The 25,466-nt window shown below is 37.8% G+C and carries 22 protein-coding genes and 1 pseudogene; 21 read left to right on the forward strand and 2 right to left on the reverse strand.

Features of this window, described 5'->3' with window-relative positions:
* Nucleotides 1-5 precede the first annotated feature (5 nt).
* From BWI92_RS02985 to rho, 4 genes are all read left to right on the forward strand, one after another.
* On the forward strand, nt 6-821 hold the full coding sequence (locus BWI92_RS02985; RefSeq protein ID WP_229362660.1) for an FAD/NAD(P)-binding oxidoreductase: 816 nt from the start codon (nt 6-8) through the stop codon (nt 819-821).
* A gap of 47 nt (nt 822-868) precedes the next feature.
* Entirely contained in the window at nt 869-1,210 is a 342-nt protein-coding gene (locus BWI92_RS28045) for a hypothetical protein (RefSeq protein WP_229362662.1), read from the forward strand.
* A gap of 165 nt (nt 1,211-1,375) precedes the next feature.
* The gene (locus tag BWI92_RS02990) at nt 1,376-2,005 is read left to right on the forward strand and encodes a Crp/Fnr family transcriptional regulator (protein ID WP_095160648.1); all 630 of its coding nucleotides are present in this window, start codon (nt 1,376-1,378) and stop codon (nt 2,003-2,005) included.
* Between the two features lie 509 nt (nt 2,006-2,514).
* Nucleotides 2,515-4,269, forward strand: a complete 1,755-nt coding sequence (rho, locus tag BWI92_RS02995; protein ID WP_095160649.1) for a transcription termination factor Rho — start codon at nt 2,515-2,517, stop codon at nt 4,267-4,269.
* 538 nt (nt 4,270-4,807) lie between these two features.
* Here rho and BWI92_RS03000 read toward each other — a convergent pair.
* Together BWI92_RS03000 and BWI92_RS03005 are read right to left on the reverse strand one after the other, a co-directional pair.
* A complete protein-coding gene (locus tag BWI92_RS03000; protein WP_095160650.1) occupies nt 4,808-6,106 on the reverse strand; it encodes a hypothetical protein in 1,299 nt (432 codons plus the stop codon).
* A complete protein-coding gene (locus BWI92_RS03005; protein ID WP_095160651.1) occupies nt 6,096-6,572 on the reverse strand; it encodes an RNA polymerase sigma factor in 477 nt (158 codons plus the stop codon). Before BWI92_RS03005 ends, BWI92_RS03000 begins: the two co-directional genes overlap by 11 nt.
* A gap of 429 nt (nt 6,573-7,001) precedes the next feature.
* Here BWI92_RS03005 and BWI92_RS03010 point away from each other — a divergent pair, with 429 nt between their 5' ends.
* The 17 genes and pseudogenes from BWI92_RS03010 to BWI92_RS03085 all read left to right on the forward strand — a co-directional run bounded on the left by BWI92_RS03010 (nt 7,002) and on the right by BWI92_RS03085 (nt 25,250).
* On the forward strand, nt 7,002-7,679 hold the full coding sequence (locus BWI92_RS03010; protein ID WP_095160652.1) for a hypothetical protein: 678 nt from the start codon (nt 7,002-7,004) through the stop codon (nt 7,677-7,679).
* 40 nt (nt 7,680-7,719) lie between these two features.
* Nucleotides 7,720-8,520 carry an SGNH/GDSL hydrolase family protein gene (locus BWI92_RS03015; RefSeq protein WP_095160653.1) on the forward strand — a complete coding sequence of 267 codons (801 nt, stop codon included), beginning with the start codon at nt 7,720-7,722 and terminating at the stop codon, nt 8,518-8,520.
* Nucleotides 8,521-8,571: 51 nt separating this feature from the next.
* Nucleotides 8,572-10,017, forward strand: coding sequence for a S41 family peptidase (locus BWI92_RS03020; protein ID WP_095160654.1), 1,446 nt, complete (start codon nt 8,572-8,574; stop codon nt 10,015-10,017).
* Between the two features lie 2 nt (nt 10,018-10,019).
* A complete protein-coding gene (locus tag BWI92_RS03025) occupies nt 10,020-10,271 on the forward strand; it encodes a hypothetical protein (RefSeq protein WP_095160655.1) in 252 nt (83 codons plus the stop codon).
* A gap of 135 nt (nt 10,272-10,406) precedes the next feature.
* On the forward strand, nt 10,407-10,628 hold the full coding sequence (locus tag BWI92_RS26970; protein ID WP_141234680.1) for a hypothetical protein: 222 nt from the start codon (nt 10,407-10,409) through the stop codon (nt 10,626-10,628).
* A gap of 45 nt (nt 10,629-10,673) precedes the next feature.
* Nucleotides 10,674-10,904 carry a Rieske 2Fe-2S domain-containing protein gene (locus BWI92_RS03030; protein WP_255406673.1) on the forward strand — a complete coding sequence of 77 codons (231 nt, stop codon included), beginning with the start codon at nt 10,674-10,676 and terminating at the stop codon, nt 10,902-10,904.
* Nucleotides 10,905-11,225: 321 nt separating this feature from the next.
* On the forward strand, nt 11,226-11,639 hold the full coding sequence (locus BWI92_RS03035) for a Rieske 2Fe-2S domain-containing protein (protein WP_095160657.1): 414 nt from the start codon (nt 11,226-11,228) through the stop codon (nt 11,637-11,639).
* 66 nt (nt 11,640-11,705) lie between these two features.
* Nucleotides 11,706-12,143 (forward strand): thioredoxin family protein, encoded by a 438-nt coding sequence (locus BWI92_RS03040; protein ID WP_095160658.1) that lies wholly within the window; start codon nt 11,706-11,708, stop codon nt 12,141-12,143.
* Nucleotides 12,133-13,076, forward strand: a pseudogene (locus BWI92_RS03045) (FAD:protein FMN transferase). Before BWI92_RS03040 ends, BWI92_RS03045 begins: the two are co-directional and overlap by 11 nt.
* A gap of 170 nt (nt 13,077-13,246) precedes the next feature.
* Nucleotides 13,247-13,432 carry a DUF4266 domain-containing protein gene (locus BWI92_RS03050; RefSeq protein ID WP_304529114.1) on the forward strand — a complete coding sequence of 62 codons (186 nt, stop codon included), beginning with the start codon at nt 13,247-13,249 and terminating at the stop codon, nt 13,430-13,432.
* Between the two features lie 3 nt (nt 13,433-13,435).
* Complete coding sequence (locus tag BWI92_RS03055) at nt 13,436-13,903, forward strand: protein-disulfide reductase DsbD domain-containing protein (protein WP_095160660.1); 468 nt, start codon at nt 13,436-13,438, stop codon at nt 13,901-13,903.
* A gap of 12 nt (nt 13,904-13,915) precedes the next feature.
* Nucleotides 13,916-15,148 carry a DUF3570 domain-containing protein gene (locus tag BWI92_RS03060; RefSeq protein WP_095160661.1) on the forward strand — a complete coding sequence of 411 codons (1,233 nt, stop codon included), beginning with the start codon at nt 13,916-13,918 and terminating at the stop codon, nt 15,146-15,148.
* A gap of 354 nt (nt 15,149-15,502) precedes the next feature.
* Nucleotides 15,503-16,228, forward strand: a complete 726-nt coding sequence (locus BWI92_RS03065) for a hypothetical protein (RefSeq protein ID WP_095160662.1) — start codon at nt 15,503-15,505, stop codon at nt 16,226-16,228.
* A 108-nt stretch (nt 16,229-16,336) separates the two neighbouring features.
* A complete protein-coding gene (locus BWI92_RS03070) occupies nt 16,337-21,289 on the forward strand; it encodes a translocation/assembly module TamB domain-containing protein (RefSeq protein ID WP_176464344.1) in 4,953 nt (1,650 codons plus the stop codon).
* A 45-nt stretch (nt 21,290-21,334) separates the two neighbouring features.
* Nucleotides 21,335-23,644 carry a BamA/TamA family outer membrane protein gene (locus BWI92_RS03075; protein WP_095160664.1) on the forward strand — a complete coding sequence of 770 codons (2,310 nt, stop codon included), beginning with the start codon at nt 21,335-21,337 and terminating at the stop codon, nt 23,642-23,644.
* A gap of 161 nt (nt 23,645-23,805) precedes the next feature.
* Nucleotides 23,806-24,057: a hypothetical protein gene (locus BWI92_RS03080; protein ID WP_095160665.1), complete on the forward strand. Its 252-nt coding sequence runs from the start codon at nt 23,806-23,808 to the stop codon at nt 24,055-24,057.
* A gap of 131 nt (nt 24,058-24,188) precedes the next feature.
* Entirely contained in the window at nt 24,189-25,250 is a 1,062-nt protein-coding gene (locus tag BWI92_RS03085; RefSeq protein WP_095160666.1) for an NAD-dependent epimerase/dehydratase family protein, read from the forward strand.
* Nucleotides 25,251-25,466 lie beyond the last annotated feature (216 nt).

Raw genomic sequence — 25,466 nt, forward strand, 5'->3', positions numbered from 1 at the left:
GAGCCATGAACAATCAATTCGAAGTTCTTATAGTCGGTGGCGGCAACGCAGGTTTGTCTGTTGCGGCACAATTGTTACAAAACAAATCTGGATTATCTATTGGTATCGTTGAGCCATCAGACAAACATTATTATCAACCAGCTTGGACCTTGGTAGGTGCTGGCGAGTTTGATATTGCCGATACTGAAAAGAACGAGAAAGATTATATTCCAGCAGGAAGTACGTGGATTAAAGATGCTGTAGCAACCTTTGAGCCAGAGCAAAATCAAGTTACTTGTAAAAGCGGAGCAAAATATACCTACAAGATTTTGATTGTAGCACCGGGCATTCAGATTGACTGGCAAAAAATTAAAGGTTTATCCGACACATTAGGCAAAAACGAAGTATCCAGCAATTACTCTTTTGATATTGCGCCTTACACGTGGGAACTTATCAAGAATTTCAATGGAGGCGTTGCTGTTTTTACCAATCCAAGTACTGCCATTAAATGTGGTGGAGCCCCTCACAAAATTATGTATTTGGCATGCGATTATTGGCGTAAAAAAGGCATTTTAGACCAATGTGAAGTGCATTATGTGTCTGGCGCTGGTGTTATCTTTGGCGTAAAGGAATATGCTCAAACCTTGGAAAAAGTTGTAGCAGACAATCACATACACACACATTTTGGTGCTAATACCGTAGCAATCGACGGAAAAAGCAAAACCGTTGTATATGAACAAAAAAATGCAGAGGGAGAAATTGTTCAGAAAAGTCTGAACTTCGATATGTGTCATGCGGTGCCTCCACAAAGTGCGCCTGATTTTATCAAAAAAGCCCTTTAGCCGACCCAAACAATGCTTTAGGATATGTTGAAATCAACAAAAATACGATGCAACATAGTCGCTATTCGAACGTGTTTGCCCTTGGTGACTGTACCAATGCACCTTGTAGCAAAACGGGTGCTGCTATTCGTAAGCAAGCTCCTGTGGTTGTCGAAAATGTCTTGAAAGTCTTAGCACAACAAACTCCGACTGCTGAATATACGGGCTACAGCGCTTGCCCAATCCCAACGAAATATGGCAAACTGATGCTTGCAGAGTTTGATTATAGTAATACTCCCAAAATGACTTTCCCATTTGACCAAGCCAAACCACGATGGACGATGTGGTTGCTCAAAAAATATATATTACCGTGGTTGTATTGGAATAGAATTTTGACAGGAAAAGCTTAATAACCTAACCCCTCATTTTCAAGCCGAAGAAGCTAGCTCGAAACTATCCTTCTTCGGCTTATGTTATTTTAAAACCTTGATAAAGTATATTAACAATGATTCATATACTAATATATTGTCGTATCTTGTAAGATATTATCCCCAACTTAAATAGACACCCTTAGCATGAATTTATCTTTTGTAAAAGAAAAGTTTGTAGGCATTTTTGAAAAAGGATTGCTCGACGAATTAGAGAAAATTGGCAATTACATGGAGCTTGAAGAAGGTCATGTAATTATGCGCCCAGGAGGATATATCCGTACCGTACCAATTGTGCTGAGTGGTTCAATCAAAATCCTCCGCCCCGACGATGAAGGACGAGAAGCATTGCTTTATTATTTGGGAGGAATGGATTCATGCGCCATGTCATTGAGCTGTTGTCTTGATCGCAAGCAAAGTGAGATATTGGCTATTACAGAAGAAAAGACCACACTAATTACTATTCCAGTCGAAAAAGTAGAAGAATGGATGTGTAAATACAGCACATGGAAGCAGTTTGTTTTCCTGACTTACCAGCGCCGCTTTGAAGATCTACTGAATGCCATTGATGAGATTGCCTTTCATAAACTCGACGAACGTTTACTCAACTTGTTACAACGCAAAAGCAAACAAAGTAAAAGCTCTACCATCAATATCACGCATGAAGTATTGGCGGGCGAGCTCGCTACATCACGAGAGGTGGTATCTCGTTTGTTGAAACAATTAGAAAAAATAGGAAAAGTAAAACTCTCCAGAAATAAAATAGAACTCTGTTAAATGAAACACTGATGATCATTAGCCGTCTTCATAAACCGTAGATTTACCTTTACCTTCACCACTCACATTTGGAAGAGTATGCTGCTTTAAGTGACTCAATTAAAAATACTTGGAGAAATATCGGCATACTCACACAGATAGCACTATTTTACTTCGAACAAGCTTCAATTATTTTCCCAGAAATGCGTTAAACCATTTTAACAAAGAATTGTCAGAAAAATAACTAGATGATAAAAGCCTAGGATACAGGGAATAGACTTAAAAAAATAACCAAACTCCTTGACAAATTAAAAGATTGGTATTATCATTGCATCACGAATAACTGTTCAGTGATATTCTTCAGTTAAGCTCCTTACTAATAATTGCTTAACAATTATCTTCCACCTCGTACCAGATTTCCGAATTTTAATTGTAACATTTATCATCTTGTTGTACGACTGTAAAGACGACTTAACCACCATTTTCCTGTAAGGCTCTTTTCATTACTATCAGCCTTATTTTTTACTCGTATGTATACTATTGAAGAATTAGAGTTTAAGCTCGTATCGGAGCTTCGTGAACTTGCTCAAAAATTAAATATCAACAATACAATTGACCTACCAAAAAAAGAACTCATCTATAAAATATTTGACCAGCAGGTAAAAGGTAACACCCCGTTATCGACTCCTGCAATTAGCGATGCTATGGAAAATGAACAAAAACCAGAGAGAAAAGTGAGGAAAGACACAGCCCCTGCTTCAGACAGCCCACGCCCAAAAAGACAACGAATTCAAAAAGTTGATAATCCTGTAGCAGAAGCCAACACGATCGCAAAAGCAGAACCAATTACTAAATCGGAACCTGCGTTAAAGGAAACTACCGTCAGAACAAGAACCGCTAAAGAGCCCAAAGCTAAAAATGAAGCGGTAGAAGATATTATCTTTGATTTTGATGAAGACCCAATTGTTATCGATTTGCCAGAAGACGTAGAAAACGAATTTGCTGACATCGATACTTCTTTTATCACAACAGGAGGTGAAGATTTTGATTTAGGTTTCAAACAAGATCCACCAACCGATATTCGTCCAGAAGGCAACAAACCGAATAATGCACCAAATACCGCTGCAACTGTTCGTAAACCTATCTATAACCAAGCTATCCGTGAATTTGACGGTATCATCGAAAACGAAGGTGTACTCGAAATCATGCAAGATGGTGGATATGGATTCTTAAGATCGGCTGATTATAATTATTTGGCTTCTCCAGATGATATCTATGTTTCGCCTTCTCAAATCAAGCTTTTTGGTCTGAAAACAGGTGATACTGTGCGTGGAGCGATTCGTCCTCCAAAAGAAGGTGAAAAATACTTTGCCCTTTTGAGAGTAGAGTCTGTCAACGGTAAAACGACCGAAGAAATTCGTGATCGTATTCCATTCGAATACCTAACGCCGTTGTTTCCTGATGAAAAATTAAATCTTTCATCAAGAGGAGACCAATACTCAACTCGTATTCTTGACTTATTTGCACCAATTGGTAAAGGTCAGCGTGGTATGATTGTAGCTCAGCCCAAAACTGGTAAAACAGTCTTGTTGAAAGAAATTGCTAATGCTATTGCCAAAAACCACCCTGAAGTATATTTGCTAATTTTGCTTATAGATGAACGTCCTGAAGAGGTTACAGATATGCAACGTAGTGTTCGTGCAGAAGTAATTTCATCTACGTTCGACGAACAAGCTGAACGCCATGTAAAGGTTGCGAGTATCGTTTTAGAGAAAGCAAAACGTATGGTTGAATGTGGTCATGACGTAGTAATTCTTCTTGACTCTATCACTCGTTTGGCTCGTGCGTATAATACTGTCGTTCCGTCATCAGGTAAAATTTTATCAGGTGGTGTCGATGCCAATGCGCTTCACAAACCAAAACGTTTCTTTGGTGCTGCTCGTAATGTTGAAAATGGTGGTTCATTAACAATCATTGCAACAGCCCTTATCGATACAGGTTCGAAAATGGATGAAGTTATTTTCGAAGAATTTAAAGGTACGGGTAACATGGAACTACAACTCGACCGTAAGTTATCTAACCGTCGTATGTTCCCTGCTATCGACGTTCCTGCTTCTGGTACTCGTCGTGAAGATTTACTCATGGACAAAGAAACACTACAACGTGTTTGGATTTTGCGCAAGCACATGAGCGACATGAATTCAGTAGAGGCGATGGACTTCCTACTACAACAAATGAGAAATACACGCAGCAACGAAGAGTTTTTAGCTTCGATGAATCGCTAGTATTTTATCTGCATATATATATCAAAGCATTTGCTCATAAAAAATGTATAGCATTATTTTTGAGCAAATGCTTTTTGTTTCTCTTCCCTTATATTCTTCTCTGAGCATATTCCACTCTTTTCGTTAGTGACAAACACCTCTTCAAAAACAGTTTGTTATTTAAAAACAACTGTTCATTGCATTTATCGTGCTGCTCATATTTAAGCTAATTTTTCAAAGCATAAACTAAGTACCTTTGAATCAATAATCACAAGCACGTCATAGCTCTTTAATTCAATGGCGGGGATTAAAGAAGCCTCATGAGCATAGTGTTAATGTCGAGTCACTCAAACAGTCCATAAATTAGTCTTTGAGCTAATATGCTTGAGTGCTTTCTCAAAAGCTAATCAAATATTAGAAAAACTAGTGCACAAGTTTTTAGGTTTTTGATTAGCTTTTTCATTGCGATCCTTACTTTGGTTTATAAAACAAAAAAGCCTGCCATCTCTAAAAGGACGACAGGCTTTAGCCTCTATCTAAAATTCAAAATGATTCTTCCTTAAAAAGTGTAATTCAACTTCAACTCCCCTCCTAGTCCGTATTCTTTGCGGTAATTCACACTTTTTTGTTCAAAAGTATAGGTTGGTGTTAGCTGTACAGAGAAATTATTGAAACGTTTCTCAATACCCAACGAAACCAAATAATTATTAAACAATTTGGTCTCTATTGATGAATTGACATTATTGATGGTTTGTTCAATATTCTTATCTCTAAAGTCAAAATCTACTCTTCTTGTACCTGAAATATCCAAGTCTGTACCCACCTTACCCAGCACATAAAAATCGCTCTTTAATGGCAAATAATAGCCAATTCGAATTGGAACCTGTACTAGTGTACTTTGTTCTGCAATATTTTTGATTGGTGCACCAAATGGTATTTTAGGTGCAAACTTTACTCTAAAATCAAAATCGTTACGCATTTTGAAATGATCGTCATTTGGATAGCGCTGCACAGCCAATTGCGAATACTGAATACCCGCAGTTATACTCAAGCGTTTATCCAAAAACAATTCCACGTGGGCACCAACGCCCAATTGTGCACTAGACACAACTCCTCCAACACCAGCACGTACATAGGCATCAGCTAGCGAAAAACGCATTCGTTGTGGGCCTTGAGTGGTATCTTCAGGCTCGTAATAACTAAAATCAGTCTTCGAAATTTGAGCTTTGGTATCAGCAGAATCCAATTTCCATGTTTTGGATTTTAGCCTACGCCAATCTGGAATAGCCAAATTTTTCACGATTGATTCTTCAGATTCATCAGCTTTATTGATAATCAAGTTGCCTTGGCTATCTCTTTCAGTATTTCCAATGCCCGTTTGTCCTTTGTACAACGAACCCTGATGAGCCACCTCCCAATCACCTGAGCCAAAGTCGGCCTCAGTTGCTTGATGTTTCTCAGCATTCAATCGTTGAACGGAAGCTTTCAAGTGTTTCTCTTGGTTTTGACTAGCACCCAAAGCAAGAGCCAATTCTGCATTTTTTTGTTCTTGTTGTTCTACCTGCTGAGCTAGCATTTCCTTTTCTACCAAAAGGCTGTCTTTTGTTTCTGTAACTGAAATTAATTGTTGCTGTAAATCTTTTTTTGCATAGTATTGGGTTAAGGTGGTAAAAAGCAGACTCACAATCGTGATGCTAGCAGCAATATACATTGCTTGTTTGCTCACAAGTACTTTCCAGTATGGTACTTGGTGGGCTTGAGCGAAAGCTTGGAATTTGTCCCAATCTTCCTCCCGAAAAGTGGGTTGAATTCCATCAAGTTTTTTCTTGATAGAATCATCAAATTGATCAGTTTTCATAAAAATTGTTTGTTAATCCGACTGAGAATAAATGCGGATAATATGTCTTTATCATCTCTTGAAGTTTCAAACGGGCTTTCATAAAATTAGAACGTGACGTTCCTTCATTGATACCCAACATCTCTGCAATCTCACGGTGATTGTATCCATCTACTACGTGCATCATAAAAACCGTTCGGTATGAGGTAGGTAGCTTTTGCACCAATGCCAAAATATCTTCTGCCGCCATTTTGTCAATCACATTTTCGTCATATACGGGCATGGTGGCATGCTCAACCTCTAAGCTGTATAAGTTCTTTTCTCGTTTGTGATAGTAATTAATGCACGTATTTACGAGAATCGTTCTAAACCACGCCTTAAACGATTGAATATTTTCATAACGATGGATATTTTGAAATACCTTCATAAAACTATCATTAAGTATTTCCTCCGCATCTTCCTGATTGGAGGCATACCTTTGACAGATATTTTTGGCATAACTGAAGTAACTCTTGAAGAGTACCTTTTGAGCGTCGGGATTTTGTTCTCGGCAAGCTCTTAAGACACTTTCAAGGTCATCCTTGTCAAAGTCGGTATTTTTTTTCTAAAAAACAAAGGCTTAAGTGTTTTATAAAGCTAAGTTAAACATTTGAACAGACTATCTACTATGGTAATGGGCTGATATTCAATTATACCCATCAAAATCTTGTATTTTCTTTATCTGAAATCCTTCTAAATAGCTTGACTGCGATTAAGTGTTTTTCGTTGCCTGAAAAAAAAAAAAAAAATTAGGCAACGTTTTATCACACGATTGAGGTCATGTTTATTGAATTCAAACCAATAACATATTGAGAATGAGTAACCTCAAATCTTAGTATGTAACTGTATAGCAAGAACCATTTATTATATACATTTTATGAAAAAATTAAGAACACTTGTATTAATCAGCCTAACTACCATGACTATTGGCGCTATGGCTCAGCAAAGCGCTGTTGTAAAAGATTCTAGTAAGACAGAATACATTTTAAAAGGCCTAAGACCCGTAAAAATAAAGCAGATAGGAGTATATGTGGCTCCCGAAACTCAAATCAGTTATTTGGATGGTCATGTAAAGCCCTTGTTTGGAGGCTCGGCAATGATTTTATTAAATCAAAAATTAGGTATAGGGCTGAGTGGGTATAGTACAGGGCGTGGTTTTCGCAGTGGCGATGGAGTTGATTTTAGATATGGTGGTGTAAAGGTTGAATACACTTTCAGACCTAGCAAACGCTTCCACTTTAGTATTCCAATTTTGTTAGGAATGGGCTCTGCCAATGATAGAGAATACAATGACAATAGAAATTCTCAGCCTTGGGGTGGTCCATCGAGAAATGGCTTTGGAAATCGCTTTTTTGTAGCACAAGGAGGCATAAATCTGGAAGGTAATTTGTTTAAATACGCTAAAGTTTTTGTTGGAGCGAGTTACCGTTTTGCAGGCATTGACAATCGTCGCTCAACCAGTACATTAGATTATAATCAAGTGAGTGGTCTGTCGGTAAATTTAGGGTTGAAGTTTGGTTTGTTTGACCATTCTCTTCAAAAGAAAAGCAAATAACGTATACTGGAAAAGGTTCAAAAATTAGCACTAATACAACATGAGAATCTTGGTAATTGGTGGGCATCAGGTTTTTGGATATGGTGTCGCTACATCTAAAGGATTTGTCGATGTACTTACCGAAAGCGTAAGTACACTCGACCACGAGCAGGTAGTTGTAGATACCTTGGTGCATTTTTCTATGGAAAAAACCATCGAGGCGCTTATGGGACTTGGCAATTATATTTCCAATTATCAGTTAATAATCATTCAAAGTGGATTGGATGAACTTGATGGAGAGCGACCATGGACGCAATTATTAAATGACTCTTCTGATTCATTTAATAATCAGGTAGAAACAGACGAAGTGTACCGTAAAGCGATAATTGTACCATCCAATTTGGGTCTAATGCGGGAATTATATCGACCAGATCCTAATTTAAAGCAACCATCTTTAAGTTTCCCTTGGCTTCCTTATATCAAAAGGGTGCTATTAAATAAAATAGCGAGTACAGAGAAGCTTGGAGTTATCAAACACTTTGAGCGACAGCTTAAAGTAATGGTAAATCTGCTTCAAAACTTTAAAGAAAAGGTAATCTTAATTGGTCCACAACCTAGTTTGAATCCATGTACGCAATTACTACGAAATCTAGGAGAAAATATCCTCAAAGACGTTTGTAAAGCACAGGATTTTAATTGGTTCAAAACAATGGAGGTGATTGAACCTCACCCCTATTTTTTCTTGAACGATGGCAAGCATCTCAATGCACTTGGACATCGAGTGTTGGCAAGTCAGATACTAAGACACTATCGTTTTGAAGTTCGTAAACATCAATATTATTTCCAGCTATGTGACAATTAGTCTTAGCTATGCAGTCAAGCATTATAACACTCACTAAATTTTATAAATAGTATGCTACGTTTCAACAACATCAAATTTATAACCGTATTCAGTATTAGTCTGTTGGTATTTACGGCTTGTTCAAAAAAGGATGACACAACTGTTACTCCTTCAGACAATACCCAGCAGATTAATCAGTGGATTTATGATACGATGTCAGATGCATATTATTGGTTCGATCAATTGCCAGCCATTAGTACGCTAACGTTGACAGATGCTTCTGATGATTTCTTTGAAAAGTTGGTATATCAACGTAGTTCTGTCGATAGATTTTCGATGGTAACAGATGATGTTGATGAACTCGCAAAAGAGTTTAATGGTGTTTCTAAAGTTTTTGGTATTCGTTACATGCTTGGTTATTTGGACAATACCCAAACTAACGTTGGCATTGTTTTAACTCAAGTAATAGGAGGAAGTCCTGCTGCGGTTGTAGGGCTTAATAGAGGTGATATTATTGTAAAAATCAATGGACAGAATATTACTAGCAGTAATTTTTCTTCATTGATGGGTAACGAAACCGTTACTTTTACTTTAGGAAGTATAAGCAATGGTACCATAACAGCTACTTCGAAGACGGTATCAGTAACCAAAGCAGAAGTTACTGAAAATCCGATAGCGTTTTCTAGTATTGTTCAAAAGCCATCTGCTAATAAAACTATTGGGTATTTGGTTTATACACAATTTGTACCCGGGCTTGACAGTGGCGACACCCTGAAATACGACAATCAGTTACGAAGTATTTTTGCTGACTTCAAAGCGGCTGGCGTAAATGAGCTAGTATTAGATTTGAGATTTAATCCAGGAGGGTATATCAGTAGTGCCACAACCTTGGCTTCTCTGATTGTTAACAACTTGACTACTAATAAGATTTTCTTTAAAGATCAATACAATAGTAAATATCAAACTTATTTTGCGAAGCAATATGGAAGCAATATATTTAACAACTATTTTTCTATTGAAAAAAATAATATTGGCAATAATCTAAACCGAGTGTTCGTATTAACATCTAACGGAACGGCATCCTCAAGTGAGCTAGTGATCAATGGATTAAAGCCCTATATGCAAGTCATTACGATTGGAGAGCATACCTACGGTAAAAACCTGTTTGGAACACTGATAGCTGACGACCAAAAACGTTGGAAATGGGGAATTTACATGATGTTGGGTATCACTCAAAATGCAAATGGAGAATCAGACTATGGAAATATAAACGGAATCGCACCCACCTATGCTGTAGATGACAATGTATTGCCAATACAGCCTTTAGGTAATGATTATGAACCGTTGTTTAACAAAGCCTTAACTGTGATGGGCGTGTCGATACCAAATACCAACGGCGCTCGCCAGAATGCAGGAATTTTATTAAACTACACCACCCATGAAAATTATGCAGATAATCCGATGAGGAACGAGAAATTTATGATCAAAAACTATCTCCCCAAATTAATTAACGAATAATTATGAACGTATCAGAAAGTATGACACTTTGCACGGTTAAAACCACGCAAAGACCTCATTACGATGAAATTGTCCAAAAGCTTTCCCAGTGTTGTTATTGGTGCAAACAAACACTTGGCTTACAGCTTTTCAAAGGCTTTCAGATGGCTATTACGATTGCTAACCAAGAACTTACATTTGAATTAAAAGATTTTTCGTCAGAAAAAACTCCGACTTATTTCTTTGACTTGGTAGAGCAACACCCCCTAGCATAATATAGCCATAAGGTTTCATCCATAGCTTTTATGGATGAAATCTTAAACCCAACCGTTCATCTTTCTGCTACAAACTATTACGCGTGCCATCTTTACGTTTTACTAACCATATATTTTAACAAAATCTTTCATCCAATGACACGTTATGAGTTCTTAAAATCAATGGGCTTTCAGGGAGGCGCATTAATGACATTGCTTGCCTCTTGCCAGTCAAACAATGACCCAACGCCTACTACTACCACGAGTTCTAGTTCATCATCAAGTAGTAGTTCGGGGAGCACTTCTGGGTCTACTTCCGGGTCAGGCACTTCGTCTGGTTCTTCTTCTGGCTCAACTCTTTTAGCGTCTGTAGACTAAACTGCCACTGCAAATGCGGCTTTAAAAAACAGTGGGGGCTATATTATTGTCAACAGTATTGTTGTAGCACGTACTGCTCAAAATACTTATGTGGCAGCTACGCAAACTTGTAGCCATGAGCCAAAGAAAAAAGTAACCTTCGTGAACGGTGAATTTTTCTGTTCAGAACATGGCGCTAGATACAGTACAACAGGTGTGGGACTTAATAGTTATGGAGCCAAAGGTTTAGCAGTATATACAGTGACCGTCAACGGTAATACATTAGAAATTTCATAAGATTACACATAAGCATCAATAATCGTGCAGAATAAGATTTAAGTTATGTGCCTAGGCACTGGGCAACAGGCATAGAGTGTTAAAATGTTTTTAATAACCACAGACATGCTTTTTTCCAAAGCTCACCGCCGAGAGCCCTTACCTGAAAGCACAATCTTAAATTTTAGCTTTCGGATTTCAGCTTTGGGCATTCGGCAAAACATATTTATCGTTGCTAAAAAACAAATTTTCACTCTTTGCCTTATGCCTGTTGCCTAAAACACAAAACTCCGAATCCAGCTCTCACAATTCAAATAAGTCCATTTACTAACCATCTTAACAATGACACGATACGAATTCTTAAAAAACGCAGGGTTTGGCGGAGCCGCCCTAATGACTCTTCTTACAGCATGCAGTAAAAGCTCAGATTTATCTCCTATTGCCACCCCTGGAAGTGTAGATTTTACCCTTGATTTAACAGCGTCCACAAATGCTACCCTAAAAAATAGCGGCGGATATATCATCAATAGCAATGTGGTAGTAGCACGTACTTCACAAGGTACCTATGTGGCAGGTTCACACATTTGTTCACATGAAGCAAGAACAAAAGTGGTATTTCTAAACAATGAATTTTATTGTTCAGAACATGGAGCTCGCTTCACTACAGCAGGGGTTGGACTAAATAGTTATGGAAGTGCAGGATTAAGTGTGTATAAAACCGAACTATCTGGAAATTCGTTACGTATTTATTCTTAGAATAAAATAGTAATGTCAACGTCAATGACTGCGTTTTAGAATAAAGTCATTTTAACTCACAAAAAGATGAAAATACTAAGTGCTTTTGTCCTTTCCTTTCTTTTGAGCTTAGCTCCCGAATGGAAAACTGACTTTGCTTCTGCCAAACAAGAAGCTACGCAATCACACAAGTATATTTTACTGAACTTTTCTGGTTCAGATTGGTGTGTGCCTTGTATTAGATTGAAAAAAGATGTTTTTGAAACAGGTACTTTTCAAAACTTTGCTACCGAAAAGCTGATATTAGTTCGTGCTGATTTTCCTCGATTATCAAAAAACAAATTGAGCCCAAAGCAAACCGAACATAATGAGGCTTTAGCAGACAAATATAATCCTGAAGGTAAATTCCCTTATACCTTATTGATTGATGCCAATGGTAAAGTCATAAAAACATGGGATGGCTATACCAACACGTCACCAGAAGAATTTATCGCTCAAATTAACAAGATTACGAATGCCCAATAGCATGAGCCACGTCGAAGTACATAAGCAGGGACATCGATTGATGGGTAATTATTTTGAAATTAGCGTAGTCAGCGATAATGCTGACTACGCTAATCGTTGTATCGATCAGGCCGTAGAAGAAATCAAACGTATTGAACGACTTTTGACTACCTTCAACGACCAAAGTCAAACCAATCAAGTGAATGCAATGGCAGGAATTGCGCCTGTTGAAGTGGACGCAGAAATGTTTGATTTGATTGCTCGTGCACAACGCATATCAGCACTGACACAAGGTGCATTTGATATTACTTATGGATCGATTGACAAAAGCTTATGGAATTTTGATACCAACATGACCGCTTTGCCAAGTAAAGAGATCGCCTTGGAGTCTGTTCGATTGATAAATTATCAGCATGTTATCCTGAATCCAGAACGTCGCACGGTTTTTTTAAAAGAAAAGGGTATGCGTATTGGATTTGGTGGTATCGGAAAAGGTTATGCCGCAGAGAAGGCCAAACAGTTGCTAAAATCGTTAGGTATACAAAGTGGCATTGTCAACGCCGCTGGTGACCTTACTACTTGGGGCAATCAGCCCAATGGAAAACCTTGGACCATTGGCATTGCCAATCCACAAGCTGGCGAAAGTCCTTTTTCATACTTGTCCATTAGCGATGTGGCTGTGGCTACATCGGGAAATTATGAAAAATATGTGATGATTGATGGAAAAAATATTCCCATACCATCGACCCACAAACAGGCTTACCAGTATCAGGCATACAAAGCGTAACCATTATAAGTCCCAATGCAGAGCTATCTGATGCTATGGCAACTCCCGTGATGGTCATGGGTATCAGAGTCGGACTAGATTTAATCAATCAAATGCGACAGATAGCTTGTATTATTATTGATGACCAAAACAAAATTTATACCTCACGGAATATTAACATAAAGTAGTAGTGTAAGTCCGAAAGTTAATGATGATCAAATCGTAAAATTATATTTTGTCCGTTTTACAATTTTCAATTTTTCGCATATTGCCAAAGCTTTGTTGATATTTCAAAAACAAATCAACTCTCAGTATGAAGTCAACACGTTTTAACAAAAAAATAGCAGCATTGCTATTGATGGGAGGCCTAGCCACAAGTGCTTGCCAAACTGTAAAGCCCTACCAAAAGGCCTATATCAATGATTCTGACATGGAATTGAGTTCTCGTAAGGTTGTCAAATTTGAACAAAACTTCCAACTGTATCGTGAAGGTGCTTCGGGTGCCAACGGCGGTAAAACAGGCGGCGGTTGTGGCTGTAACTAGTCTATGATGAGTTGCTTTTTAAGAATACTACTAATTGTCTTTTGTATAGGTCATACGCCTCTACAAGCGCAGAACAAACGAGCAAAATTTTCGGTATCTACCACCAAAAAATACCCGAAAAAAGGCGAGACAATTCAACTTGTACTCGAAGCACAGATTTTCCCCAATTGGAAATTATATGCTAGCGAGCCACAGGTTGTCCCAGGGCCTAAACCTGCTCATTTGGTGATTCAGCCTCATGCCAGTTTTAAACTTGTTGGAGAGCTAAAATCTATTAATCCTCACAAAGAGAGAGACCCATACTGGAAAGGACAAGTAGTATATTTTGAGAAAAAAGCACGATTTACGCAAGCCATTCAAATTCTCGAATCAAATACTCAAATCTCAGGCAAAATCATTTACCAATTGTGTACGACCAACAATAGCTCTTGTGTCCAATACCAAGACTCTTTCCAGGTTCTGTTACACTAAATTCATTGAAATATGAAAAAGCTTACACTGGCGATAGGTTTATATATGGGTGTACTTATTAGTGCATCTGCTCAAAAAACGGCTGATACTAGCAATTACCAAAGCCGTAAGTTAAAAGTAGAAGAAATTAATATCGTGTCTAGTTATTATCATCAAGATGGTAACAACTCGGCTGTAACGGGCGGTATTGGTACCGAAAAACTAACCGACTTTGGTAACACTTTTGATATTCGTTTCTCGAAATGGGATAGCAAAGCTCGTCAGCATTTTTTCACTTTTGAATTAGGTGTAGATGCTTACTCGTCGGCATCTTCAGATAAAATCGACCCTTTTACAGTATCTTCTGCCTCAATGACTGACCAGCGTATTTATCCGTCGTTGGCTTGGAGTGTGAATAATGCCAAAAAAGGAACAACCTTCGGAGCAGTAGCCTCTTATTCGACCGAATACGACTACCAATCGTATGGAACAGGACTAAATTTTTCAAAAACATCTAAAGACGGGAATCGCGAGTTTAGTGCCAAAGTCAACGCATTCTTTGATACGTGGAAAGTAATTTTACCTTCCGAACTTCGTACAATTTACCGTCCAGATGGCACTTTTTATTTCTATGGATCAGGTGGCGAAAATGACCCATATCCAGTTGACTATAAACCTCGTAACTCTTACAGTTCCTCATTCTCTTTGGCACAAGTTATCAATAAAAGAATGCAAGTGTTACTAACGGTTGACCCAGCATATCAAGCAGGTTTGTTGGCTACCAAATACCAACGTGTGTATTTTACTGACGGAACCGTAAAGTCAGAAGAGCTTCCTGATACCCGTGTCAAATTACCTATTGGTGCTCGTTTGAATTACTTTGCAGGAAACAAAGTCGTAATCCGTACATTCTATCGTTATTATCAAGACGACTGGGGCGTAAAGGCTCATACATTTGAATTGGAAACTCCAATCAAAATGACGCCATTCTTAACCCTAAGTCCATACTATCGTTATTATACGCAAACCGCTGCGGACTACTTTGCCGCTTATGGTTCGCATAAGTTGAGTGACAAATATTATACAAGTGACTACGATTTGTCAAAACTTAATAGCAATATGGTAGGAACAGGTATTCGTATTATGCCTCCTCATGGTGTATTTGGTATCCAAAGCTGGGCTTCGCTTGAGCTTCGCTACGGACATTATATGCGCTCAAATGGCTTGACCTCAAATACCATTACCCTCTACGCAAAATTCAAGTAACAACGAAGGATTTTATTCAATTTCAGATTGGGGATTTTTGATTTCGGACATGAAGTAAAATTTGATTATCTATTTACATTCCTAATTCATCACTCATAATTCATCACTAAAATTCAGGTTAGGATTTTTTCAAGAAAATTCTGACCTGAAATTTTATTTTGAACCTTATACTCAATTTCCAGTCTAACTAATGACATTTTAGGGTGACGATTAAAATAATCTGCCGTTAAATTTGTTATAAAGAGGTATATTTTCGATTTTTGGAAAGGTTTATGTAGGCATTACAAGAAACTGTACTTCAAAAATAAAGGAAGATATATACCGCATTTACAGACATATTAAACAATCAATTTTATGAAAAAGATTAGCTTTATTTTTGGACTACTTTTTGCACTTATTCTACAGGTCCAAGCTCAAACGGCAGACGAAATTTTTGGCAGATATTATGACGCAACTGGTGGCACAGAATTGTGGAAAGGTGTTAATAGCTATATCATCAAACAAGCATTTGTAGCAAATGCTCCAACAGATTTTACTCAAGAGACTAAAGTTTCTGTGGCAGGTCAGGGTATCTTAAAAACTAAGACTATCCTAAAAAGAGCCTTTATTTATGGCGCCAATCCGACAGAAGCTTATTTTAGAGTGCCAACAGGTAGTCTTGACAAAAATGTTGTTTATGAAACAAAAGACCTTAGCGACAAAGACAAAGCTGGTCTCAAACGTGAAATGACTGACGGTTTGTTGCCTTTTATCGACTATGCTAAAAAAGGCTATATTGCCACTTATGTAGGTTTGAAAGCAGACAACGGAAAGCCTGTTCATCAGATTGAATTATCAGGTAAAGATGTAAAATACAACTTGTTTTTTGACGCTACGACTTATCTTCTTGCAAAGTTGAAAACTAACTTGGCGTCAGGCGAAGAAATCACACAGGAGTTTACTACTTATACAAAAACTCCGTATGGCATTAGCTATCCAAGTGCCTCAACTTACTACAGCAGCGTTGAAAAACGTAATACTAAAGTAACAACCACGGTGACATTCAATGATAAAATTGAAGCCAGCGTATTTAAAAAATAGTTGTAATAACCTTACAACCCAAAGTGCTTTTTGATAGATAACATTATGAGTAGTTCTTTTATGATTTTGAGTCATAAAACACTACTCATAATGTTTTTTACCCTACTTATGAAGTCATATATCCGCATCATACTATTTTCAATTGCTATCATCTTCCTATTCATTATAGGGGCTTTTGTCTATTTGCAAACACCAAGTGGCCAAGCACTAGTTACTACGGAAGTGACGAAATTCTTAGAAAACAAATTTGGCTCGAAAGTATCAGCCAAACGTATTGCCTATCATATCCCCGATTGGATAGAACTTGACGAGGTATTTGTTGCTGATCATAAAAAAGATACACTCGTAGCTACCCACAAACTGTATGTTGACTTAGATATGTTTGCTTTGCTCAAAAGCAAGGTAGCCATCAATAAAGTGGAACTAGAAGGTATTCGTGCCAAAATCAAAAGGACTTTACCTGATACTACCTTCAATTTTGACCATATTGTAAAAGCTTTTGCCTCTCCTAATACGACCCCTGCCAAAAATGATACAACCCCAAGTAGTTTGTTGATGAACATTGGTAAGGTAAGTCTAAAAGATATTCATGTTACTTATCTGGATAATGTCATCGGTACTGATGCCGATGTAGCATTCAAATCGTTTGAAACGACTTTCAAAAAAATTGACCTTAACTCATCTACTTATCAACTGGCAAATGCGAAGCTCAATGGAGCAAATTTGCAGCTAAAAACCTATCCAGCATTAAAAGTATCACCTCCAGATACAAATTCAAGTCCTGTAAATTTTGGTTTTAAAAAAATTAATCTCGATGATATCACTTTTGATATTAGCGACCAAGTAGGTGGACTTTCAAGTAAAGGTCGCATTGCCAAAGCTAGTGCCGAGGCTGACAAATTTTCGATGGCAGAGCAACTGATGCATCTCAAAACCTTTTACCTCGACAATTCATCCGTTAAAGTAAGTATCAAACCAACGCCAAAATCTTCACAAAAGCCTCTCCCTGCTCCTACTGTAGCACAGTCTAAAACACCAGAAAAAGGCTGGACATTTGGGGTGCAAAAGATTTTGATGAAAAACAATACCATTACTTATGATGATTTTGGAAAACCTCGTCAAAGTAAAGGTTTAGACCCTGCACATATCGGCATTACGCCCTTGAATATAGAAGCCGAAAGAATTCAATACTCTCCTAAAGGGGTAACAGGCTGGCTTCAAAACATTTCGATGAAGGAAAAAAGTGGTTTTGTTTTACAAAAACTTCAAACCGACTTCGCTTATACAGACAAAAAAGCATTCCTTAAAAAACTTACTATTCAGACACCCAAAAGTATTATTAGTGATGAGGTAAGTTTAAGTTATAACTCACTCGACCAACTAAGTAAAAATATTGGAGCCACAAGAGTTGTAGTCAACCTCAAAGATAGCAAACTAGCTTTTTCTGACATACTCTTACTTGCGCCACAGCTAGCGCAAACGCCTCCTCTCGCAGGAAATAGTCAGGAGATATTGCGTTTTAAAGGCAAAGCCACAGGTACTATCAACAATTTGAGCATCGCAGGATTGACCATTCAAGGATTTGACCATAGCAAAATTCAGTTGCATGGCAATATCGTTGGCTTACCTTCTGTTGAAAAAACAAGTGTAAAAGTCGGTATCGATGAAGTATCAGTGACTAAGAGCGATATTCAGAAAATCGTACCAAAAGAAATGCTTCCTGCGACTATTGAACTGCCCGAAACGATTGTGTTGAAAGGGACAATCGGAGGTAAAGTCAACAATCTGAATGTAAATACACAATTGATTTCTGATCTGGGCAAAGCACAATTTAAAGGCACACTTGTCAATATTACCGTCCCGAACAAACAGCAATACGACGGTCAGTTATCACTCAACGAGTTTGATTTGGGCAAATTACTCAAACAGCCAGAGCAATATGGCAAAATGACCTTAGTAACGGATTTTCATGGTAAAGGAACAAATCCTAAAACTATGGATGCCGAAATAAAAGGCAAAATAGAACAAGCAGTTTTCAAGGGATATGACTATAAAGATTTGCAATTTGCCACCACGATTCGTAATCAGGAAGCGCAGATTAATGCTCTTTTTGAAGACCCAAATGCAAATTTCAATCTACAAGCAAAAGCTAATCTCGCGAATGAATATCCTGCTATTCAAGGTACTTTAGCCATTAAACAGCTCAAGCTCAAAAATCTTCACCTTTACCCCGATGACATTGCTATCAAAGGACAAGTAAAAATGAACTTAACCAATACTAATCCTGCCAAGCTCAATGGAAGCATCGCGATTGATGAAGCCGCGGTAACGCAAGATGGTAAGCCTATTCCTTTGGACGATATTAAGATTTTGGCACAAAATAATAACGAGCGTAACGCTTTCAGTATTCAAGCGCCATTTCTCAAAGCCCAAATGTTTGGTCAATTTAATTATGTCCAGTTAGCCGACATTATCATTTCGGATATTAATCGTCATTTCAGAATCCCGAATCAAAATCCGAAACTTATCACCGAGCCTTACGATATCACCATCAAAGCCAAAGCGATTGGGCACCCTGCCATTAAAGCATTTGTACCAGCTTTGACAAGATTAGATTCCACCACTTTCAATGCAACACTAAGCAACGAAGCTGGTCATACCATGCAAATGGATTTGAAAATACCTTTTGTTGAATACGATACCATTCGTGTGCAACAAATAGCGTTTGGCATGCGCTCTGATTCGAGTAAAATTACTTACCAAACGAGTCTAGAAAAATTGAGCTTTAATGCTTTCCAAATGCTTAAAACCAAGCTTGATGGACAAGTAAACGACGATATAGCAAAATTCAACCTTGTTTTATTAGATTCTCTTCAGAAAGAGCATCACCGAGTAGCAGGTCAAGTCGCCAACTTTTCAGACCAATTCAGAATCAATCTTTTGCCTGATGGGTTAAAACTCAATTATGAGCCATGGAAAGTTGCAGAAAATGGGTTCTTACAATACGGTCAGGCGGGATTGATTGTGAGTAATTTTTCTTTACAAAACCAAGAACAATTACTTCAGATTCATACCCCAGAAATGGCACCGAATGCTCCTTTAGAGATTCTTGTCCAAAAGCTGGATTTACACAAAATGATTAAACTCGTATATCCAGATTCCACTATTGCAGACGGAACGATTGACGGTAAAATCATTTTGGCCAACTATATGAAATCTCCCTCGTTTACAGGCGATGTAACCATACAAGGGTTTACCTTCCAAAATACACCAATTGGGGATTTGGTAGCACATGTGTATAACGAGACACCTGAGAAGATTTCGGTAAATACCACTTTGAAAAACGACCAAAATGATATAGCCTTAATCGGAAATTATATCTTGGGTGACAAAAAGCCATTAAATTTCTCACTGAATATCAACAAGTTGAGCACAAAAACTATTCAGGCATTTAGTTTTGGACAAATGCGACGTGCCAATGGTAGTCTCAACGGAAATATCACAATTAAAGGAGCAAACGAACAACCAGATATTGCAGGATTTATTGGTTTTGAAAAAGTGGCATTTGATGTTTCTCAATTAGGTACAAAACTCTTGATTGATAAACAAAAAATCTATTTCCAAAACCATGAAATGGAATTCAAAAACTTTACCCTCAGCGATACGCTCAACCAACCTTTGAGAGTCAACGGTAAGATTATTTTCCAAAAACTTCCTGAAGTAGAATACAAACTGGCGATATCTACTAAAAACTTCATGGTGCTCAATTCAACGCGCAAAGACAATGATTTCTTCTATGGCAAAGCCTTTGTTGATGCCAACATGAATATCAGTGGCTCAACAAGTACGGCAGTGGTTGATGGCAATGTAAAGTTGATTGAGAAAAGTAGCATTTTCGTTTTGATGCCCGACAATAGCGTAAGTGAAGAAGCCATCAACGATGTAGTGGTTTTTGTGGATAAAAATAAAAAGGCATTGACCAAAGACTCTACCAATAGCAATCAGACGAAATATAATACTAGTTTTATCTCAGAAGTAAGTTTGTTATTGGAAGCCGACGAAAAGTCAGAAATGACTATTGTTGTAGATGAATTAAATGGCGATAACCTCAAAGTACGAGGCAAAGCTCAACTTAATGCTGGGATAAGCTCCAATGGTCAGCCTTACATTTTAGGGATTTACTCACTTACAGAAGGTAGCTACGATTTGTCATTTGAACTTCTCAAAAAACAGTTTAAAATCAAACCAGGCAGTAACATCGTTTGGATGGGCGACCCTTTGAGTGGTAATATCGACATTACGGCGATTTACCAGACCATGGCCTCTCCGTCCGACCTGTTGAGTTCTACCGAATCGCAATATCGTCAAAAAATGCCTTTTGATGTAAACCTAAACCTAAACGGTCCAATGAAAAAATTGGAAACGTCTTTTAGTATTACCCTAAATGATAAAACACAACAGGCCATAGACAACGATGTCAAAACAAAAATAAATGATAGATTAAAGTATTTGGCTCAAACCGATATTGCCGAAAACAACAAACAGGTTTTTGCTTTATTGATTTTAAATAGATTTTTCTCTGAAAAATCATCTGACTTTTTCTCTACAATCAACCCCGAAGCCATTGCTCGCCAAAGTGTGAGTAAACTTCTTTCTGACCAGCTCGAAAGATTGGCTGCCGACGTGATTAAAGGGGTAAACTTGAGTGTGAATCTCAATTCTAGCCAAAGTAATATTGCAGGGCAGTCATCTGCCAGAACAGATTTGAACCTTGGACTATCCAAAGCTTTTTTCAATGATAGATTGAAAGTTGAGGTTGGGAAAAACTTTGAGCTTGAAAACACCAACGGTGTGCAACGAAATCCAACTGAGGTATTTGATAACGTCGCTGTAAACTATAGTCTTACAGAAGATGGAAGGTATCGTTTTAGGGCATTCCGTAAAAATCAATTCCAAACAGTTCTCGAAGGTTTTGTGGTAGAAACAGGCGTGAGTTTTGTCATTACCTTGGAATATCAGTCTGTGAAAGAGTTTTTCCAAAAAATAATAAGTAATTATTAATGGCTGATAGCAGTATGCTCAAAGCCTAACATAGCCATTACAAACATGATTCAAAAGAGTGCACTATATATTGGTCTCATACTTCTACTAGCCAGCTGCTCGGTAACGAAGAAGCTCCCTGCTGGCGAAAGCTTATACACGGGTGCAGACATTAAAATCAAAGCCGATTCGAGCATCAAAAAATCAGAAATAGAACGTGTTAATGCTGAGCTAGCAGAATTTGTAAGACCCAAGCCCAATACAGCCATCATGGGGTTTCCGTACCGAGTATGGTTATACTATGTCATGGGTGAGCCTCGCAAACCAAAGGGTTTTAGAACATGGTTTCGTCGCAAATTTGGTGAACCTCCCGTTCTTGCAAGTCGTGGAGTCATTAATGCCAATACCAAACAAATTAATGTCTTGCTGAACAATCAAGGCTTTTTTCGTACTACAGCATCAGGTGATATTATCGATAAAAATCGTTTAGCAAAAGCGGTTTATACTATTAATTTAAAACCACAATATTTGCTCGATTCGATTCATTTTGAAACAGATGGAGATACCAGTGTTTTTGGAAAAGCATTACTCAATACTCAAAAAAGAACACTTTTGGTAAAGGGTAATCCGTATAATTATGAAACCTTAGTGGCAGAACGCAATCGTATTGAACGAGAGTTGAAGCAACGAGGCTTTTACTATTTCCGTCCCGACTATGTAATCTTCAAAGCTGATTCGATGAGTAAAAAAACGAAGGTGGATGTTTCGGTTGAAATTAAACCCAATGTTGCTCAGGTAGCCAAAAAGATTTACTATATCAACGACATTCATGTCATTGCTGATTATGGTGATTTGAGAGTAGATACAACCAATATTAAACAAACGAACTATCAAGGAATTGATATTCAAGATCCCCTCAACAGATACCGTCCAAAAGTGTTTGCAGATGCGATTGGATTTCGTCATGGACGTAATTATTCGAGCCGTTTTCAAGATGTTTCATTATCTCGTTTGATTAATCTCAAAAATTTCAAGTTTGTCAAGAATAAGTTTGAATTAGTCCCTCGTTCAGACTCAGCATTATTGGATGTATACTATTATCTGACCCCGCAAAAACACAAATCTTTGCAGGCAGAGCTGAGCGGATCGTCGAAGTCAAACAACTTTAACGGTACTGACATTGCAGTCAACTGGCGTAACCTTAACTTGTTTAGAGGTGCCGAAATTTTTACCATTTCAGCCTCAACGGGCCTTCAATTCCAAGTAGGCGGTGGAGCCAATGCTATCAACAACTCGACTTATAAAGTGGCAACCTCGCTTACACTTCCACGTTTTGCAGTCCCATTTATTAAATTCAATCCAACTCGAAATCAGTCCTTGCCTTCCACGACATTCAATGTCAATTACGAATACATCAATCGAGGTAATATGTATCGCACTACCTCCTTGAGTGGTTCATTGGCTTATGATTGGAGTCAGAACTCAACACTTAGACATACCTTTACGCCACTATCTATCAGTTACGTTCGAACATTTGATTTTTCATTTGATTATATCAATTATATGATCATGTTTGCACCACAACAATTAGGCACTATTCTGGATCAAAACACCATTATACCAAGTTCTATTTATCAGTTTTTTTATAATCCCAGACCTACCAAAAGTTCAAGTTTTGCTCTTTCTGGAAGCATTGAAATTGCAGGAAACTTGGCCAGCGCACTTGCCAAATCTGCCAATTCAACAACCGAAGCACAAACCTTATTTGGTGTAGGTTATGCACGTTATATTCGAAGTGATTTGGATATGCGATATAGCAAAACGATCAATAGTAAAATAAAATGGGCAAATCGTGTCATGCTTGGCTTTGGCTTGCCTTATGGCAACTCAAATTCACTACCCTTTCCGAAGCAGTACATTGTAGGCGGTAGCAATAGTATCAGGGCATTTGTGGCACGTGGTATTGGACCTGGAGCCTATTATGCCTCAGGCGATAACGCCACAACGTTCTTAGGAGCACAAGCGGGTGATATGAAGCTAGAAATGAATACCGAGCTTAGAGCCAAGGTAAACGACTTTATACAAGGAGCATTATTTGTAGATGCAGGGAATGTTTGGATGTACAAGGATGAAGTTTTATACGGTGCTGATGGTGTATTTGGAAAAGATTTTTACAAACAACTTGCAATAGGTGCTGGTGTTGGTTTGCGTTTCGACTTTACGTATCTCTTACTTCGCTTTGATTTAGCGACGCCACTTCGCAAGCCCTATTTACCAGAGGCAGAAAGATGGGTCATCAAAGATATCGACTTTTCAAGCTCTGACTGGCGCAAAGAGAACCTAATTCTAAACATTGCGATAGGTTTGCCATTCTAAGAAAAGTACAAGCTTGCTAAAATCTAAATGCTTGTAGAAGAACTGATATATCATATTTGCGAAAAAAGGTAGTTTAACTTTGCAAGAAACTTTTTTAATTAAAAAACTGGGACTATTTTTGTAACCTAGTTTCTGATAACGAGTCAAATAAATACATAGCAATGAATCGCAAAAATATCTTAGCCATCGCAGCAGTAGCCATGTTAGCAGTAGCTTGTGACTACCAAAAAAACAATACTATCAAGCAAAAAGACCTACGCGCAGGAGATGAGTATGTGTACGGCGTTCACCCAGACAGTGCTGCACGTCAAACAAAAAATAAATACACAGCTAAGCCAGAAAACGAAGTAAGAGCTGCTAAAATCCGTGAAAAATTGTACGGTCCTGCTGCTGAAATTACTCAAGGAAATTAATATTCTAAGATTTTAATCTTTTTTTATAGATTATAAAAAGCGTTGCGACTCTGTTTGTAACGCTTTTTAGTTAGAAAGACATAAGACAAAAGCCTATTCTTTCTCTATTTAAACCCCTCTTTTTTATAATTATGAACATTGCATTAGTAACAGGCTCAGCTGGCCTTATTGGTAGTGAAGCAGTATCATTCTTTTCTGAAAAATTCGACCTTGTCATTGGTATCGATAATAATATGCGTCAATATTTCTTCGGTCAAGAGGCTTCAACTGCTTGGAATCGCAATCGTCTAGAAGAACAATTTGCTAATTATAAACACTATCAAGCTGATATTAGAGAAGTTTCTCAATTAGAAGTAATTTTTAAAGAATTTGGTGCAGACATCAAATTAATCTTACATACCGCAGCACAACCTTCTCACGACTGGGCAGCAAGAGAACCATTTACAGACTTTTCAGTAAACGCAAATGGTACACTCAATATGCTTGAAATGACTCGTTTGCACTGTCCTGAGGCTGTATTTATTTTTACGTCGACAAACAAAGTTTATGGAGATAATCCAAACTTCTTGCCATTAATCGAAACTGAAACTCGTTGGGAAATTGATACAAACCACCAGTATTTCGAAAATGGTATCGATGAAAACTTGAGTATCGACCATACTAAACACTCTTTGTTTGGTGCATCGAAAGTAGCAGCAGATATCTTAGTACAAGAATACGGTCGTTACTTCGGCATGAAAACGGGTATCTTCCGTGGTGGATGTTTGACTGGTCCAAACCACTCTGGTACGCAATTGCACGGCTTCTTGGCATATTTGATGAAATGTGCTATTACTGGTAACCATTACACTATTTTTGGTTACAAAGGAAAACAAGTTCGTGACAATATTCACTCTTATGACTTGGTAAATATGTTCTGGCATTTCTACCAAAACCCACGTGTAGGTGAAGTATACAACGCAGGTGGTGGTCGTTTTGCTAACTGTTCAATGCTAGAAGGTATCACAATTTGTGAAGAAATTACTGGTAAGAAAATGAGTTATAGTTACTCTGAAACAAACCGTATTGGTGACCACATTTGGTATATTTCAGACCTTTCGAAGTTCAAAGAGCATTATCCAACTTGGAACTGGAAATATGGTTTGAACGAAACACTCCAACAAATTCACGACGGTATCACTAGCCGATTGTAATATTTTTAAAGGACTTAAGACAAACGCTTAAGTCCTTTTTTATGCTCTTGATAAATAGGGTTTACACTTAAAAAAATACATTTTATCTATGCCTATCGATCATTGAAACTCCTAGATCCCCTCCTAAACCAAAAAAAATATTGAAAGCTTCGTTAATAATTAGGCTAATTAATATCGTCTCAAGGTATTTAAGTAGGAAAATTACATAGGTTTGGG

The organism is Flectobacillus sp. BAB-3569 (assembly GCF_002270355.1).
Lineage (GTDB): Bacteria > Bacteroidota > Bacteroidia > Cytophagales > Spirosomataceae > Flectobacillus > Flectobacillus roseus.

What these genes read in the sequence shown, in the direction of transcription:
- BWI92_RS03015 (WP_095160653.1), top strand. Translation starts at nt 7,720, where the DNA reads ATGAGAATCTTGGTAATTGGTGGGCATCAGGTTTTTGGATATGGTGTC.
- BWI92_RS03020 (WP_095160654.1), top strand. Translation starts at nt 8,572, where the DNA reads ATGCTACGTTTCAACAACATCAAATTTATAACCGTATTCAGTATTAGT.
- BWI92_RS03055 (WP_095160660.1), top strand. Translation starts at nt 13,436, where the DNA reads ATGATGAGTTGCTTTTTAAGAATACTACTAATTGTCTTTTGTATAGGT.
- BWI92_RS03060 (WP_095160661.1), top strand. Translation starts at nt 13,916, where the DNA reads ATGAAAAAGCTTACACTGGCGATAGGTTTATATATGGGTGTACTTATT.
- BWI92_RS03025 (WP_095160655.1), top strand. Translation starts at nt 10,020, where the DNA reads ATGAACGTATCAGAAAGTATGACACTTTGCACGGTTAAAACCACGCAA.
- BWI92_RS03035 (WP_095160657.1), top strand. Translation starts at nt 11,226, where the DNA reads ATGACACGATACGAATTCTTAAAAAACGCAGGGTTTGGCGGAGCCGCC.
- BWI92_RS03010 (WP_095160652.1), top strand. Translation starts at nt 7,002, where the DNA reads ATGAAAAAATTAAGAACACTTGTATTAATCAGCCTAACTACCATGACT.
- BWI92_RS03050 (WP_304529114.1), top strand. Translation starts at nt 13,247, where the DNA reads ATGGGAGGCCTAGCCACAAGTGCTTGCCAAACTGTAAAGCCCTACCAA.
- BWI92_RS03000 (WP_095160650.1), bottom strand. Translation starts at nt 6,106, where the DNA reads ATGAAAACTGATCAATTTGATGATTCTATCAAGAAAAAACTTGATGGA.
- BWI92_RS03080 (WP_095160665.1), top strand. Translation starts at nt 23,806, where the DNA reads ATGAATCGCAAAAATATCTTAGCCATCGCAGCAGTAGCCATGTTAGCA.
- BWI92_RS03070 (WP_176464344.1), top strand. Translation starts at nt 16,337, where the DNA reads ATGAAGTCATATATCCGCATCATACTATTTTCAATTGCTATCATCTTC.
- BWI92_RS03065 (WP_095160662.1), top strand. Translation starts at nt 15,503, where the DNA reads ATGAAAAAGATTAGCTTTATTTTTGGACTACTTTTTGCACTTATTCTA.
- BWI92_RS03040 (WP_095160658.1), top strand. Translation starts at nt 11,706, where the DNA reads ATGAAAATACTAAGTGCTTTTGTCCTTTCCTTTCTTTTGAGCTTAGCT.
- BWI92_RS26970 (WP_141234680.1), top strand. Translation starts at nt 10,407, where the DNA reads ATGACACGTTATGAGTTCTTAAAATCAATGGGCTTTCAGGGAGGCGCA.
- BWI92_RS03085 (WP_095160666.1), top strand. Translation starts at nt 24,189, where the DNA reads ATGAACATTGCATTAGTAACAGGCTCAGCTGGCCTTATTGGTAGTGAA.
- BWI92_RS02985 (WP_229362660.1), top strand. Translation starts at nt 6, where the DNA reads ATGAACAATCAATTCGAAGTTCTTATAGTCGGTGGCGGCAACGCAGGT.
- BWI92_RS28045 (WP_229362662.1), top strand. Translation starts at nt 869, where the DNA reads ATGCAACATAGTCGCTATTCGAACGTGTTTGCCCTTGGTGACTGTACC.
- BWI92_RS03075 (WP_095160664.1), top strand. Translation starts at nt 21,335, where the DNA reads ATGATTCAAAAGAGTGCACTATATATTGGTCTCATACTTCTACTAGCC.
- rho (WP_095160649.1), top strand. Translation starts at nt 2,515, where the DNA reads ATGTATACTATTGAAGAATTAGAGTTTAAGCTCGTATCGGAGCTTCGT.
- BWI92_RS02990 (WP_095160648.1), top strand. Translation starts at nt 1,376, where the DNA reads ATGAATTTATCTTTTGTAAAAGAAAAGTTTGTAGGCATTTTTGAAAAA.